Annotated in this window: 15 protein-coding genes and 1 pseudogene; 14 read left to right on the top strand and 2 right to left on the bottom strand. The window is 40.7% G+C overall.

Translation table 11 applies throughout. The features are described 5' to 3' along the window. Positions 1–336 precede the first annotated feature (336 nt). Positions 337–702: an Hpt domain-containing protein gene (locus FJ709_RS14455; RefSeq protein ID WP_226410724.1), complete on the top strand. Its 366-nt coding sequence runs from the start codon at positions 337–339 to the stop codon at positions 700–702. A gap of 168 nt (positions 703–870) precedes the next feature. Continuing rightward, positions 871–1,791: a hydrogen peroxide-inducible genes transcriptional activator OxyR gene (gene oxyR / locus FJ709_RS14450; RefSeq protein ID WP_226410723.1), complete on the top strand. Its 921-nt coding sequence runs from the start codon at positions 871–873 to the stop codon at positions 1,789–1,791. Positions 1,792–1,894: 103 nt separating this feature from the next. Here the strand turns inward: oxyR and FJ709_RS14445 are convergent, their stop codons facing one another. Both FJ709_RS14445 and mutH read right to left on the bottom strand, forming a co-directional pair. Next, on the bottom strand, positions 1,895–2,914 hold the full coding sequence (locus FJ709_RS14445; RefSeq protein WP_226410722.1) for an adenylate/guanylate cyclase domain-containing protein: 1,020 nt from the start codon (positions 2,912–2,914) through the stop codon (positions 1,895–1,897). Positions 2,915–3,139: 225 nt separating this feature from the next. Continuing rightward, positions 3,140–3,808 carry a DNA mismatch repair endonuclease MutH gene (gene mutH / locus FJ709_RS14440; RefSeq protein ID WP_226410721.1) on the bottom strand — a complete coding sequence of 223 codons (669 nt, stop codon included), beginning with the start codon at positions 3,806–3,808 and terminating at the stop codon, positions 3,140–3,142. Between mutH and FJ709_RS14435 the strand changes: the two genes are divergently transcribed. The 12 genes and pseudogenes from FJ709_RS14435 to FJ709_RS14380 all read left to right on the top strand — a co-directional run bounded on the left by FJ709_RS14435 (position 3,807) and on the right by FJ709_RS14380 (position 15,894). Continuing rightward, positions 3,807–3,965, top strand: coding sequence for a hypothetical protein (locus FJ709_RS14435; RefSeq protein ID WP_226410720.1), 159 nt, complete (start codon positions 3,807–3,809; stop codon positions 3,963–3,965). The two genes, mutH and FJ709_RS14435, sit on opposite strands and share 2 nt — an antisense overlap. A gap of 664 nt (positions 3,966–4,629) precedes the next feature. Further along, a complete protein-coding gene (gene rppH / locus FJ709_RS14430; protein WP_226410719.1) occupies positions 4,630–5,154 on the top strand; it encodes an RNA pyrophosphohydrolase in 525 nt (174 codons plus the stop codon). A gap of 25 nt (positions 5,155–5,179) precedes the next feature. Next, on the top strand, positions 5,180–7,414 hold the full coding sequence (gene ptsP, locus FJ709_RS14425) for a phosphoenolpyruvate--protein phosphotransferase (protein ID WP_226410718.1): 2,235 nt from the start codon (positions 5,180–5,182) through the stop codon (positions 7,412–7,414). A gap of 29 nt (positions 7,415–7,443) precedes the next feature. Next, a complete protein-coding gene (locus tag FJ709_RS14420; RefSeq protein WP_226410717.1) occupies positions 7,444–8,244 on the top strand; it encodes a sulfite exporter TauE/SafE family protein in 801 nt (266 codons plus the stop codon). Positions 8,245–8,474: 230 nt separating this feature from the next. Further along, entirely contained in the window at positions 8,475–8,831 is a 357-nt protein-coding gene (locus FJ709_RS14415) for a hypothetical protein (RefSeq protein ID WP_226410716.1), read from the top strand. Positions 8,832–8,917: 86 nt separating this feature from the next. Then, positions 8,918–9,352 carry a DUF2057 family protein gene (locus FJ709_RS14410; RefSeq protein WP_226410715.1) on the top strand — a complete coding sequence of 145 codons (435 nt, stop codon included), beginning with the start codon at positions 8,918–8,920 and terminating at the stop codon, positions 9,350–9,352. A gap of 127 nt (positions 9,353–9,479) precedes the next feature. After that, a complete protein-coding gene (locus FJ709_RS14405) occupies positions 9,480–9,950 on the top strand; it encodes a MerR family transcriptional regulator (RefSeq protein WP_226410714.1) in 471 nt (156 codons plus the stop codon). Next, positions 9,950–12,196: a heavy metal translocating P-type ATPase gene (locus FJ709_RS14400; RefSeq protein ID WP_226410713.1), complete on the top strand. Its 2,247-nt coding sequence runs from the start codon at positions 9,950–9,952 to the stop codon at positions 12,194–12,196. Before FJ709_RS14405 ends, FJ709_RS14400 begins: the two co-directional genes overlap by 1 nt. Before the next feature lie 10 nt (positions 12,197–12,206). Next, positions 12,207–12,557, top strand: a complete 351-nt coding sequence (locus tag FJ709_RS14395) for a cupredoxin domain-containing protein (protein ID WP_226410712.1) — start codon at positions 12,207–12,209, stop codon at positions 12,555–12,557. Between the two features lie 397 nt (positions 12,558–12,954). Continuing rightward, entirely contained in the window at positions 12,955–13,329 is a 375-nt protein-coding gene (locus FJ709_RS14390; RefSeq protein ID WP_226410711.1) for a hypothetical protein, read from the top strand. 136 nt (positions 13,330–13,465) lie between these two features. Further along, positions 13,466–13,981 (top strand): DUF411 domain-containing protein, encoded by a 516-nt coding sequence (locus tag FJ709_RS14385; protein WP_226410710.1) that lies wholly within the window; start codon positions 13,466–13,468, stop codon positions 13,979–13,981. After that, positions 13,978–15,894: pseudogene (locus tag FJ709_RS14380) on the top strand (copper resistance system multicopper oxidase). Before FJ709_RS14385 ends, FJ709_RS14380 begins: the two are co-directional and overlap by 4 nt. The last annotated feature ends 3 nt before the right edge of the window (positions 15,895–15,897 follow it).

Raw genomic sequence — 15,897 nt, 5'->3', positions numbered from 1 at the left:
AAGGTCGAGTTAATGCCGCTAGTTAATGAGATAAAATGGACCGTATAACGTAGGAATAAAGGCGTGAATGCTTTTGTCAGGCTTTATTATGTTTGTTTAGCTGCTGGTGTGTTGTTCTATTTTCTTCATCTAAAACCTAGATTATGGTGCGAATTGTTAAGATGTTTTTTTAAGCATGGGATAAGGTTGTTTATTTAATTGTTATCAGAGTGTTGTAGCTGACAGGTTTGAGAGGCTTACAACTAGCAAAGCTTGCATAGGGGCAAAGACGGGGTATTATAAAGCTAATTTTATAGGCTTAGACTTAGAATTTTAAATTAATTAGAGGTGCCCTAAATGTCCGTAACGCCGTTAGATGCAATTTTGGATTTGAACACGCTTGAGCAATACATCAGTGCAATCGGTGCTGGTACATTATTGAAAAGTGTTGTGTTGTTCGAACAATTGATGCCTGAGTATCTTGGTTGTTTGATTAAAGCTAACGATGACGGTGATAAAGAGGCCTTATGTTCTGAAGCGCATAAGTTTAAAGGTGCTGCAGGTTCTGTTGGTTTAAAGCGTATTCAACAGTTTGCTCAGCTGCTACAGCATGGCGAAGAAGCTAAGTGGGCAGATGAACACAAAACGTGGTTAGCTGAAATAGTTGAGCATGCTGAAAGTGATTTACAGCAACTTAAGTTATTTTTACAAGCTAAAGCATAATCGTATTCCAGTTTTTTTGTGTAATGTTACTGATATAAATACCCCTTATTTTAGGGGTTTTTTTTTATATTTTTTTAAATTTTGTGACCAAGTTTATCATGTTCATCTTGTTTTTCTGCCGTTGTTAATTCATTATTCAAATTACTATCCTTTGATATAATCGATTATATGAAAAGTCTTCCGAGTTTAAAAAATCTTTATTACCTGACTAACTTACATCAAGAGCAAAATTTTAATCGTGCAGCTAAAATGTGTTTTGTCAGTCAGTCGACACTCTCTAGTGGTATTCAGAACTTAGAAGAACAGCTTGGTTATCAATTGATTGAACGTGATCACAAATCTTTTATGTTCACCGCTATTGGTGAAGAAGTCGTTGAGCGAGCTCGCAATATTCTGACCGACGTAGATGATCTGGTTGAATTGGTTAAAAACCAAGGCGCCCCGATGACAGGGGAAATACGCTTAGGCTGTATTCCGACCATTGCGCCATTTCTGTTGAGCAGAGTTGTTAAACTCTGTCAAAAAGACTATCCACAGCTGTCATTATTATTGAAAGAAGATACCACAGAGCGTTTATTAGACGCGCTAGCCAAGGGAGAATTGGATTTATTGATTCTAGCATTACCAGTGGATACGAGTGGATTTCATAGTATGAAAGTGGGTATCGATCCATTTAAAATGGTGATGCATCGAGAGCTCTCATATGATGTGGTGCAGCCAATTGATTATCAATTGATGCCTGATGAAAGTATTTTTTTACTGCAAGCTGAACACTGTATTACGGGTCATGCTATTACCGCATGTCAGTTAGGTAATAGTGCAAAAATCAATCCTTTCGCTGCGACTAGCCTTCATACTCTAGTGCAGATGGTGGACAGTAAGCTGGGGACTACCTTTTTACCTCAAATGGCAATTGATGCGGGGATCTTAAATGACACCGAACTTAAAGTGATTGACCCACCTGGTGAAGCCCCATATCGTGAAATTGGTTTAGTATGGCGTCAAACAACCAGTCGGATAAGTACCTTTAGAACCCTAGGTTTGGCAATGCAGCAAAAATTAATGCCTCAAGCGATGAACAAATCTTAATTTGTTAATGAATGCGGTGATGTGCATAGGTGATGTAAATATCCGTTGGCTATGCTGTTATAGGTTATGCAGCCATTTACTATAACTTTGTGCACAGCTAAAGTCATATAGATTTTTGTTTGGTACTGACTGCATAGACTTCAATAGGGTGTTGTTTGCCTTTGAGTGGGACTAAACCTAAATCTTTAAGTTGATAGAGGCTGTCCTGTTGCTCTAAGCGGTGAGCAACGTCTCCTGACAGCAGCATTCTTTGTCCTAATGGGTTACATTGATCTTGCAGTCTAGCCAGTGTGTTTAACACATCACTAAAGAAACTAATCTCTTGTTTGTGTACGCCGACAACCGCAGCGACGACTTGACCGCAATGGGCTGCAGCTTTGAATTTAGGCACAAAACCATATTGTTCCTCAAAATACTTTCTTTGCCATTGCAGTTCACTACAAAATTCAAAGTAGATATTTAAACAACGATCTTCCTTTATGCCTTCTTCAAGTGGCCAGTAAATAAGCACAGCATCTCCCATGTATCGGTAGATTTCTGCATCATTTTTGATCACAGTATCAGCTAATAAACTAAAACTATCCTGGATCAAGCGTGAGAATCGATAGTCTCCCAATGATTCAGCATGTGAGGTCGACGAAGCCATATCAAGAAATAGAAATAGGCGTTGTTCATAGCGGGGTTTGTGATATTTACCAAGACCAATATTCAATAACACCCTAGGACCAACCAGTAAGGCCATTTGTTCTATAAAGGCTAACCCAACCCTAACAACGACCAAATAAATCACTAATGCTTGAAAAGAAGGGCTATAAAGAACATGTGCGGTGAGCATTTGTCTTAAGGTGACCATATGATTTTCAATAGCCCACATGTTCAAGTATTGGGTGATATAGGCAATAGTGGTTGCACCTAATAATAGAAATAATCCCTTAAAAATAACCGAGAAAATATAAGGTAAACGACTAATTGCACTGAAGTCGGCAATCAGATTTGACATCCAATGTAAGCATCCAAAAACACAGCCCATAAAGATCGCTAGAGTCGCAAGATCACCATTACCAATAGCCCATTGCGGTAATTCAGGCGTTTGTGCATATCGGAAGAACACGAAGGCAGCCATGGCAAAGCACCAAGCTAAAATGGCGAAGATGAGTTTTTTAAGTTGCTTTTTGGCTTTCAAGAGTAAAAATCAGATCCGAGATGAGCATTAAATAGAGCGGCAGTTTAACGAAAAACCCCTATTTGTGTTAGTGGTAATTGTGATTTAGATCAATAGAAGTTCAGAAAAGGTTCTTTTTATCTTAATAACCATTTAATAAGGTTTATTCAAACTAATAGGTACGCTTTACAGAAATGCATTCTTAAGGATTTGCTGGGTGAAGGGGATTTTCAAATAAAATCCTCGTGGATTGGATAATTGAATAGCCCCATCTGGGCCAATACTTTCCGTTAATGTTTGACTGTTTGCTGCCTTAGGTCGTAATTGCAACACTTCACCATGGCGAGCAGTAATTTTGTCTACTTTTCCCAGAGCAATTTTTTCCATGATTTCTTCCCAATCTTGCTTTAGTAAGGCCATTTCTATTGCTGATGGCGACCAAAGTAGCGGAGTACCAACCCGTCTTTGCCCTACTGGAATATGACGTTCTCCTTCGATAGGAACCCAAAGGACAGATTGAAGCTTGTGAAACACCACGCTTTGCTCCCAAGTGAGACCATGCATATCAGTCAGTGGTGCAACAGTGACATAGGTGGTTTCCAGTGGCTTACCTTTATGATCAATTGGAATGGTTTTCAGTTCCACCCCTAAGTGGATAAAGTCAGGTTCAGGTTTTGAACCGGCCATGGCACCAAGTTCCATTTCTATTAATTGTCCTACCCAACCTTTATCCCTTTTTAAGTCTTGAGGCACGGTAATACCATTTTCGAATGCAATGTCGGCTAGAGATACGCCCGCCATGTCATGGGCGCGCTGCATCAGTTCTGTCAGGCTTTGTGGTGATGGTTTTGGCATGAAATTTAAGCTGATGATGTTGAGTGATGGCAGTAGGTTATCAATATTAGCCTCTAGTGCAACCGTTTGTGTTAAGCAAATGAAAAATACCCTTCAACAGTTTGGTGAAGTCAGTCTGGAGAATATAGTGATGTTATTGCAGGCTTTTGGGGAATAATAACGGATTGGTTAAATAATAGTCGCTTATTTGGGGTGATGTTATTTATCCGCCAGAGAGTTCTTTAAGTTGATGAAATAAAGCCATTTAACGCATTTTAATTTATGGAATAAAATGACTTTAAAAAAGTTACACGCTTTTATCCCTAGTCTTTCCCACATAGTTATCCACAGATTTGTTGCATAACATGCTAAAGTTGTCGTCTTTAACCGAAGTAAAAGTGTGAGTCAATGACTTTTATGGCCATAAAAGGCATTTTATTTCAAAATTTCAGTTGTCATTTGTGAATAAGTTTTAGTGCAACCTTGATGTTGCGGGATAACTTTATTACTGGTCAAAAAGCGCTCTATCTTTATTTGTTCAATGCTAAAAATTCAGTATTGCTTTTTATATGACTGTTTTTAAAGTATTTATGTGTTTAACTCTAAGTTTGATAGTACTTTGTAATGAGTAGTTTTTTAATCAAATACTTAAGTTTACGGAAGTTTCAAACAGACATATCCACAGATTTTGTGGATAACGGGTATGTTTGGTGTAGTTGACTGTTGATAAGAATGCTTAAAAGATATAATTATCCCACAGAATGCTGAAAATAGAGGTTTGCTGATAAGCAAGCTTTGTGAAACAATCACATCAATGAAAATTTTGTGAAATTGGAGTCCATGTGATTGATAGCGACGGCTTTCGCGCAAATGTGGGCATCATTATCTGTAATCAGTCTGGTCAAGTTATGTGGGCGCGACGATTTGGTCAGCATTCTTGGCAATTTCCACAGGGTGGGCTTGATGAAGGCGAAACAGCCGAACAAGCCATGTATCGCGAATTATATGAAGAAGTGGGTTTATTACCTGAACATGTTCAAATTTTGACAACTTCTCGCTCTTGGTTACGTTATCGTTTACCAAAGCGGCTAATTCGACAAGATAGTAAACCTGTGTGTATCGGACAAAAACAGAAATGGTTTTTGCTACAATTAAAAGGTCATGACAATACCATTAACTTAAATTCTTCTGGCCATCCTGAATTTGATGATTGGCGCTGGGTGAGTTATTGGTATCCTGTTAGGCAAGTGGTGTCTTTTAAGCGAGACGTATACCGGAAAGTGATGAAGGAATTTGCAATAATCACGCTAGCTTTGCAAACCAGAGAGATTCATCACAATAGGCGAAGAGGCCGCAACCGAAATTAAGGGCCATCATTAAAGGATAAATAAAGTGTTAAATACACTTAGGGATATTACACAGGCCGTTGCCGCTGCTAACACATTAACAGCGGCATTATCGCTATTGGTTGTGCAAACTAAGCATGCTATGGCCACTCAGTGTTGTTCTATTTATCTTCTTGAGCAACAGCAGCTGGTGCTTTCTGCTACAGAAGGACTGCATCAATCTGCTGTTGGCCATGTTCGAATGCCATTAACAGAAGGGTTAGTCGGATTAGCTGCTGAACGCGAAGAAGCGGTTAATTTAGCTGATGCAAGAATTCACCCGCGTTTTAAATTATTCCCTGAAGTTGAAGAAGAAGAGTATCGCGCTTTTCTTGCTGTGCCGATCATTTATCAAAAAATGGTGGTAGGTGTCATTGTGGTTCAGCAACCCAATCCTCGCCAGTTTAGCGAGGGTGAAGAAGCCTTTTTAATGACATTAGCGGCGCAATTAGCCGTGGTGATCCGCAGTTTAAAAAATAAAGCGGCTATTACTAATGTGCAAGACCAAGTGGTCTTTAATGGCACCACAGCATCAAGTGGCATTGCAATCGCTAAGGGATTGGTACTCGGGGGGGTTATTTCCCTAGAACAAGCTGATTTAGCATGTGAAAGCATAGAGCATGAAACCACTCGGGTTAAATTAGCCATTAGTCGCAGCAAAGATATGTTAAGTGCTATTTCACAGCGATTTGAACGTGATAAAGCAGAAGATGTGGCCTCTATTTTTTCCGCTTTTAAACTGTTGCTCGATGACAGTAGTCTGGGGGGGGAATATGTTCGAGAAGTTGCCGCAGGTTGGCGAGCTGAATCTGCAGTAAGTCGAGTATCTATTCGATATATTGATCAATTCTTGGCAATGGATGATCCCTACCTTAAAGAACGAGCTAGTGATATTCGCGAGCTCGGTCAAAAGGTGCTGCGTCAGTTAATTGAGCCCGATAGGTTAGAGTTTGAACCTGAAACACCGGTAATTCTGGTTGCTAAAGAAGTCGATGCGACTATGTTGGCAGAATTTCCGCGCCATAAGTTAGCCGGTATTGTGACTAAACTCGGTGGTGTTAATGCCCACGCAGCAATCCTTGCAAGAGCTCTAGGTGTGCCTGCATTGGTTGGTGTTGAGCAGGTATTAGAGACCAATATAGATAATAAGCTATTGGTCCTAAACGCCAACCGAGGCCAGTTACTGGTGTCGCCATCACCCGCAGTGGTGGCCGAATATCAAGCACTTATTAGAGTCGATGCTGAAAAACAAAAACGCTTCTCTGCCGAGCTGTCTTTGCCTGCAAAGACACTTGATGGCAAACGTATTCATTTATATTTGAATGCGGGTCTATTGAGTGGGATTGAGTCTGATATTGCTGATGGAGCCGATGGCATAGGCTTATACCGCACCGAAATTCCCTTTATGTTGCATCAACGATTCCCTAGCGAAGCAGAGCAGATTAAAGTCTATCAAAGGGTATTAAATGCAGCGGGTGATCGCCCTGTTGTCATGCGTACACTTGATGTTGGTGGAGATAAACCCTTGCCGTATTTCCCCATTAAAGAAGACAATCCCTTTTTAGGCTGGCGAGGAATTAGGCTGTCGCTTGATCATCCTGAGTTGTTTTTAATGCAATTAAGAGCGATGTTACAAGCGGGTGGTAAAGGTAAACAGTTACAAATTCTATTGCCTATGGTCAGTAACCTAGATGAAATAGATCAAACTATAGAATATCTTGATCAGGCTTATAATGAGTTGAATATTGAATTGAATAGTATGCTGACTCGACCAAAAATTGGTGTGATGCTTGAGGTTCCTGCTTTGCTGTATCAGTTAGATGATGTGGCTAAGCGAGTTGATTTTGTCTCTGTAGGTAGTAATGATTTAACTCAATACTTGTTGGCTGTAGATCGTAATAATCCTAATGTAAGTTCACTGTTTGATAGCTATCATCCCAGTATTTTAAGGGCGCTAAAGCGCGCATTGGATGAGTGCCTACAGCATGATTTAGATGTCAGTGTTTGTGGTGAGCTTGCAGGTGAACCCTATGGTGCGCTTTTATTAGTGGCGATGGGATACACCAAGCTCAGTATGAACCAGGCGAGTTTAGCGCGAATCAATTATCTTCTTCGACGAGTATCGCATTCCCAATTAAACCAAGTACTGACAATTTGTTTATCTGTTTCTAATGCCACCCAAGTGAAACAAGTGCTGTTTGAATTTACTCAACAACATCAATTAGAAGATATTTTACACTAGTTTATATTTATCAATGTTAAGGGAATACCTTGGAAAATTTGTTACTGGTTTTTTCAATATGTCTTGGATTAGGGGCAATTGTAGGTTTTTTGGCTGGATTATTAGGTATTGGCGGTGGGCTGATTATCGTGCCCGCATTATTGTATATTCTGCCTTGGGTAGGCATTAACTCTTCTCTATTAACTCATGTCGCTATTGCAACGTCATTGAGCACCATTATTTTAACCTCTTTATCTTCAGCAACCGCGCACCATAAACGAGGTAACATTCCTTGGGCGTTATTTAAACCAATATTCCCTGGTATTGTTCTAGGGGCATTGTCAGCGGGTTTTGTGTCAGAAATGATCCCATCGGATCAGCTACAGCAAGCTTTTGCGATTTTTGTGGTATTGATGGCCATTCAAATGGCATTTCCCTTTAAGTCAAAAGGCGAAGGTAAGCTACCTCCTTCATGGGTGTTGTTTATTGTGTCTATTTTAATCGCATTAGTCGCAGGTATGATGGGAATTGGTGGCGGGGTATTATTAGTCCCCTTTTTAACCGTTTGCGGTTTACAAATGAAACAAGCGGTAGGTTTCTCCTCGGCAACCGGTTTTTTAATTGCTATCGCTGGAACGACGGGATATGTCATTGCAGGTTTTGATGCGCCTGATTTGCCCTCTGGTACCTTAGGTTACATTTATTTACCGGCATTATTCGGTATTATCATTAGCTCAATGATTTTTGCCCCTTTTGGCGTCAAAGCTGCGAGCACCTTACCTACGCCAATACTAAAAAAGGCCTTTGCAGGTCTTTTGTTGGTAGTAGGTTTGAAATTGATTTTTAGTTAATGATATTAGCCAACAGATATTAATATATTAATCAAATGTCACTTTATAGCGCCAATGCACAGAGTTTTAATTAAAGGGATCTCTATACTTTTAATTAACTGTGAGGTAAGTAGCTATTTGTTGAGCATAACTTTGCTACTGTGTCGTTATGTTGGCTTTAGTGGATGAGATGTATGCTAAGAGTTTTGTTAAATATAGCGATTATATTATCACTAGTAGGGCAGTTATTGATGCCTAGCTTCGCTGTGTCTAATGAAATGCTTAAGTCTTCACAATTGACGATATCTTCTGAAATAGCAATGCCTACTGAAATGGTCATGTCAGCCTCACAATCTACTACTTCTCTTCAAAAAATTAGCTCTAATCAATCAGTAATCATGGACACTGATTGTGATAATGACGCCAATTGTTGTTTAGGTGATATGAGTCAATGTATTAGCCATTGTCATGCTATAGCGAATGCCTTTATATTATTTTCTGGAATAGAGCTTACCGCTATATTACTCACTAGTACCAAAGTTAACTTACCTTTATGGGTTTCAACTCCTTCTGATCTATCAAGTCAAAACCCACCTCCTACAGCTTAATTTTTTATTTTAATCAGTTATCTACATTAATTAATAAAGATTTTGATGCTGCCATTATCAGCATCAAAAAGCTAACGGAGTTTATTATGAAAAAATTTATTGCTATCTCATTACTATCTTTAGCCAGCTCAGCATCAATGGCTGCCACTATCTCATTACCAGATTATTTGATTTTTACTGCTATCGATGGAAAACCGGTATTAAATAAAAGCCAATTAGAGGTTTCTTCTGGTCAACATTTAATTGAATTACAGTTTTATGAAGTGTTCTCCTCTGGGCCTGATGATACTAATTCTATTAAATCAGACTCGCTATATTGGAGCTTAAATCTATCTAAAGATGAAGATATTCAAGTGTATACCAAAGATATTTTATCTTCTAAAAATGCAAAAAACTTTATCAAATCACCGTTTATAACATTAGAAAGCGCGACTATTAAAGGTGAAACCGTTAAGTTAGTTAATCACCAAGAGTTAATGGCTATCATCATGAAACAACATACTAAAATGATGCAGCAGTAAGCTTCTAATAATAGGGCGCTCAAATGCGCCCTATTATTTTAATATTCAAACCTTGCTTGACCTGTGTGTAACACATAGGTTTATAGTCAAGTTAGTGTAATGTTTAATGCTAGCTTTGGGAGGCAATATGAAAGTGAATCAACTTGCTAATGAATTAAGTATCACCGCCGACACAGTGCGCTTTTACACACGTATTGGACTGCTTAATCCCAATAAATCGCCCGTTAATGGTTATAAAATTTATAACGGTGAGGATAAGTCGCGTATGCAATTTATCTTAAGCGCTCGTAAGCTTGATTTTTCAGTTGATGAAATTAAAGTGATTTTTTTTAAGACCGACCACGGTGAAAGTGCCTGTCATCTTGTGCGGGCATTAGTGAAACAAAAGCTGGATGAAACACAGCAGCAATTTAATGAAATGGTCAAACTAAGAGCAAGGCTTTCACAAGCCGTTGAGCAATGGTCAACCATGGCAGATAACTTGCCGACAGGAAACATGGTTTGTAACTTGATTGAAGGTACAAATCAAACTGACAGCTCTAAATCAAGCGTTGCTCAACATGACAATATCAAATTGATGTTAAGGGAGATTAAGTAATGGAGAACACAACACACTCAACTATGCAGCTCAATATTCTCGGAGCAGGCTGCGCGAGTTGTGTGGGCAAAATTGAAAAAGCGATTAACAGCGTGCAAGGCGTTGATTCGGCCGAGATGAACTTTGCCGACAGAACGGTACTGGTTAAGGGTAAAGCTGCTGCCGAGTTGATTATAAAAGCGGTAGAAAGTGCCGGTTATAACGCCACTCAAATCCAAGCTGAGTCGGCAGAAGATGCCATGAACGAAAAAGAGCAGGCTGATTTACAGCATTATAAAAGTCTATTACGCCATACCATTATCGCCTTATCAGTCGGTATTCCGTTGATGGTTTATGGACTTTTTATTGGCGAAATGACGGTATCAAGCCTATCAGAGCAAGTGGTGTGGGGACTGGTTGGTGTAGTTACTCTTGCCATTATGCTGATCTCCGGTAGGCATTTTTATATTGGTGCTTGGAAATCTTTTTTAAACCATAACGCCAATATGGATACCCTCATCGCCTTAGGAACAGGAACGGCTTGGATATATTCGATGTTAATTGTGGCATTTCCGCAGTGGTTTCCTGAGATGGCAAGGCATGTTTACTTTGAAGCGACTGCCATGATTATTGGGTTAATTAATCTTGGTTTAGCACTAGAAGTGAAAGCGCGCGGTAAGACCTCTGAAGCCATTAAGCGTCTTATTGGCCTGCAAGCTAAAACGGCTCGAGTTATCCGTGATGGAAAAGATGTCGACATCGATATTGCTCATGTATTACTTAACGATCACGTAAGAGTTCGTCCTGGCGAAAAAATCCCAGTCGATGGGGTTGTTATTGAAGGTAAAAGTACCATTGATGAGTCAATGTTGACCGGTGAGCCAATGCCGGTTGAAAAAGCTGTTGATGACAACGTTGTAACCGGTACTTTGAATAAGTCTGGATCAATCATATTTAAAGCTACTCGTGTTGGTAAAGATACCGCACTGGCGCGCATTATTAGTATGGTCAAACGGGCGCAAAACTCTAAGCCGCCGATCGGTCGTTTAGCTGATGTCATAGCCGCTTACTTTGTGCCAGCCATTATGATCATCGCTATTGTCAGTGCCATGGTGTGGTTTAACTTTGGTCCTGAACCATCGAGCGTATTTGCCATCGTGTCTGCAACAACAGTATTAATTATTGCTTGCCCTTGTGCGCTAGGACTGGCCACACCAATGTCGGTCATGGTCGGTGTGGGTAAGGCGGCTGAGTCGGGTGTGCTAATTCGTAACGGTGAAGCATTGCAAACTGCGTCTAAAATCACCGCCATGATTTTAGATAAAACCGGCACCATTACCGAAGGTAAACCGCAAGTTACCGATATTATTTTGGTTAATGCCGACAGTGAAGAGCAGGTCCTTGCTTTATCTGCTGGGATTGAAAGTCACTCAGAACACCCATTAGCCCAAGCCATTGTTGAAAGTGCGCGTGCTAGAGGTATTGATGCGATCAATACTGACCACTTTACTGCCATTTCTGGCAAAGGTGTAGAGGCGCAGGTTGATGGACAAACATTATTGTTTGGTAATCTCAAATTAATGCAAGACAAACACATTGATATTGGTCTCCATGAAGCTAAAGCCCAGGTATTAGCGGAAGAGGCTAAAACACCGATGTATTTGGCACTTGCAGGGCAGTTGTTGGCCATTATTGCAGTATCAGATCCGATAAAGTCTGATTCAATCGAAGCGATTGCGAGACTCAAAGACAGTGGCATCAAAGTGATTATGTTAACCGGAGATAATAGCGCGACCGCAGCCGCTGTGGCTAAAAAAGTCGGTATTGATGACTTTTTCGCCGAAGTTATGCCAGAAGATAAAGCCAAAAAAGTCGCTGAACTTCAGCAACAAAATGAAGTGGTTGGTATGACCGGTGATGGCATTAATGACGCTCCAGCGTTAGCCTTAGCGGATGTCGGCTTTGCTATTGGTACAGGCACAGATGTTGCGATAGAAAGCGCTGATATTACCTTAATGCGCGGCTCTCTTCATGGTTTAGCCGATGCGATAGCCATTAGTAAAGCAACGCTGCGCAACATTAAACAAAACTTGTTTGGCGCATTTATTTATAACGTCGCGGGTATTCCCCTCGCGGCAGGTGTGCTTTATCCAGTGTTTGGTATTTTGCTAAACCCAGTGATTGCCGGCGCGGCGATGGCCTTTTCATCACTGACAGTCGTGAGTAACGCTAACCGCTTACGTTTGTTTAAAGCTAAAGAACACTAGGAGGCTCAAGATGTTAATCAATTTACTGTGTATCGCATTAATCGGTTTTATTATTTGGTGGTTTTGGTTATATAAACCATCAAATGAAACTAAGGTTGACGCTAGCACATCTATACTGGTTAAAGACGGGGTGTATACGCCAGCACGAATTAAGATAGCGGCTAATACACCTACAGAAATAACCTTTTTACGCCAAGATAAATCCGGATGTTCAGCCACCGTCTTACTACCCGACTTAGAGATTAGCCAGGATTTAGCGCTGGATAAACCCACGACGATAGCGTTACCAGCACTGGAAAAGGGCGAATATCCATTTCATTGTCAGATGCAAATGTATAAAGGCATGTTGATCGTTGAGTAAGTAACCTGAACTCGGGATAATAAAAGGTTTTCAAACAGCCCTTTGTCTCGCTAACTGCGTTTAATAAACTTGCAATAGGCTAGCTATTGACGCGTTAATTCGTCTTGTTAGCAAAACAAATGGCAAGCTTGAAATATTTTACCCCTAATGCTTTGATATTAAGTGTTTTGCTTCCATCTCTTATCCCGAGTTCAGATTAAGTATTACAGGAGTTAAACAATGAGAGTTAACAAGACTCATATAAGAAAAAAAGAGGATAGTCGTGAAATATCAGAAAAGTGTCGTATTACGCCAAAGCTGTAAAGTTATAAGCGATATTGAATACCCACTTAAATAAGTAACCCTTGTTTAGAAAGGTATATTTCACTATCCTATTAACAGTTATTTTGGAGTCTCAATGCATAAAATCCGTTTAATCATGATGTTTGTTTTACTGACGTTTGTCGGTCAAACTTTTGCATCTGTGATTTTGCCATGCTTTATGCCTATGACAACCTCGAATATAACTGTTGATAAAGATAACGGCAGTGCATGCCATGATACCAATATGCAAATGAGTATGACGACAGCACAGAGCAATGACGCTATGAGTGATGATTGTTGTGATCAAACCTGCTATTGTCCTGTCGGTTCCTGCTTATCTGTTGCTTTAACGATGGTTATGCCAACGCTTAAATCTGAAGTCAGTTTATTTAATGCTGCAACAATGTTTACCTCAGCACTTATGCCTCAGTATCGCTCTTCTTTATACCGCCCCCCAATATTCGCCTGACATAGGCACAGTTACGCCTGTTTTTTGCTAACTGTCCTAGCCAATCACCTAGTTTCAATTTTTTAACTTTTTTAGTTAATAAACTCACATTAAACCGCGTTGTTTAATGTTACGAAATTTGATTTGGAGGCATGTTATGTCTGCTTTATATCGCCATTCTATTAGTTTTTTTCGTGTCATAGGTACGATTTTTATTCTGCAAGTGGTGGGAGTGATGTTACCTGCCCATGCAGCACAACCTGACTCTACTGCACCATTACTCACTGTTTATAAAGATGCCAATTGTGGCTGTTGTGAGAAATGGCTTACTCATATTAGTGAGCGTGGATTTAGTGTTGATGCTCACAATATTAACAACCTTTATGAGTTTAAACAGTCAAAGGGTATTCCTGCTTCGATGCAATCTTGTCATACCGCAGTGTCATCTCAAGGTTATGTGTTTGAAGGGCATATCCCGGCAAAATTCATTAGTCTCTTTTTAGCCTCCCCCCCTAAAGATGCTATCGGCCTAACCGTTCCGGCTATGCCTGTGGGCAGCCCTGGTATGGAGTATCAAGATAAATTTATGCCATACCAAGTATTACTGCTGAAAAAAGATGGCAGTAGCCTGGTTTACGCCCAAGTGAATTCGCTTGAGGAATCTGTGCAATGAAATCTCAATATATGATAAAACCCATGATTCAAACGACAAACAATGAACTCAACAACAGCCGACGCCGGTTTGTGTTTGGTGCATCTGCTATGTTGGCATTGATGTCGATTCCTTTCCCTAAAAATGCCTTTGCCAATGCGCTAAGCCAATCATTGAGCCAGCTTTCAGGCAAAGTGTTTGACTTATCAATTGACTATAAAATGGTTAATTTTACCGGGAAATCTGCTCGCGCCACTGTGGTCAACCAATTACTGCCCGCGCCGTTATTACGCTGGAAAGAGGGGGAGACGGTCACCTTAAGAGTGAAAAACAATCTCGACCATGATAGTTCTATTCACTGGCATGGGATTATTTTACCCACCGAAATGGACGGTGTGCCTGGCTTTAGCTTTGATGGCATTAAACCCGGTGAAACATTTGAGTATCAATTTACCGTCCAGCAAAGCGGTACATATTGGTATCACAGTCATTCAGGTTATCAAGAACAAACCGGTTTATTTGGTGCTATTGTGATAGATCCAGCGACTCCCGATCCGGTCATATATAACCGTGACTATGTGATCATGCTGTCTGATTGGTCTGACGAAGCCCCAGAAAACATTTATGCCAAATTAAAGAAACAAGCAGATTACTATAATTACCGTGAGCGTACGGTAATGGATTTTTTCTCTGACGTAGATAAAAATGGCTTAGCCAATACGTGGAACGCTCGTTCGATGTGGAATAACGCGCGCATGAGTGACAGCGACATATCTGATGTGACCGGCTCAACTTATACCTATTTAATGAATGGCAAGGGCTGGTAAGGGTTGTTTAAACAAGATGAGAAGGTGCGCTTACGCTTCATTAATAGCTCTGCTATGACCATATTTGATGTGCGTATACCGGGCCTCAAAATGACTGTTGTTGCCAGTGATGGTCAGAACATTCAACCGGTTTCTGTGGATGAATTTCGAATCGGTGTTGCTGAAACATATGATGTAGTCATTGAGCCAGAGTTAGATAATGCTTACTGCATCTTCGCTCAAAGTATTGACCGCACCGGCTTTACGGTTGGTAACCTCACCTCAGATGCCAGTTTACATGCTCCTATTCCCCCAATGGATCCAAGGCCAGTCCTTGGCCACAGTGATATGGGTATGGACATGAGTGGCATGGACATGAATGGTATGGATCATAGCAAAATGGACATGGGCGCAGGTGATATGTCAGGTATGGATCATAGCAAGATGGCTATGGGCGGCGGTGATATGGCAGGTATGGATCACAGCAAGATGGCTATGGACGCAGGTGATATGCCAGGCATGGATCACAGCAAAATGGCCATGGACGCTGCGAAAGCGACAGTATCAGGACTAGGGCTTGCAGGCTTTGGCAGTAACAATGAAATTAAACACATTGACACCGAGTTCGGCCCACAAGTGGATATGCGTGCCGATGCCCCAAAAAGTGGTTTACACGATCCCGGGATTGGGCTGCGCGACCATCAACAACAATTCAACCGCAAAGTATTAACTTATGGCGATATTAAAGGCTTACATCCTACTTACGACACCCGCCAACCCAACCGTGAAATTCAGCTGCATTTAACCGGCAATATGAATCGCTATATGTGGTCTGTGAATGGGGTGAAGTTTATGGACGCCGCGCCACTAGAGTTTGAATACGGAGAAAGACTGCGGATCACCTTAGTTAACGACACTATGATGACTCACCCTATGCATTTGCATGGTATGTGGAGTGAATTAGAGACAGGCGATGCTGATTTTATTCCCCGTAAGCACACGGTATTAGTTCAGCCGGGTTCTAAGATTAGTTACTTGGTCACAGCAGATGCAAAAGGGCAATGGGCATATCATTGCCACTTGTTATTTCACATGCCAGGCATGTTCAGAAAAGTCGTGGTGAAATAAGGG

The organism is Shewanella glacialimarina, from assembly GCF_020511155.1.
Taxonomy (GTDB): domain Bacteria; phylum Pseudomonadota; class Gammaproteobacteria; order Enterobacterales; family Shewanellaceae; genus Shewanella; species Shewanella glacialimarina.
Note: the sequence above shows the minus strand (reverse complement) of the source record. Positions and strands in the feature narration are given on the sequence as shown.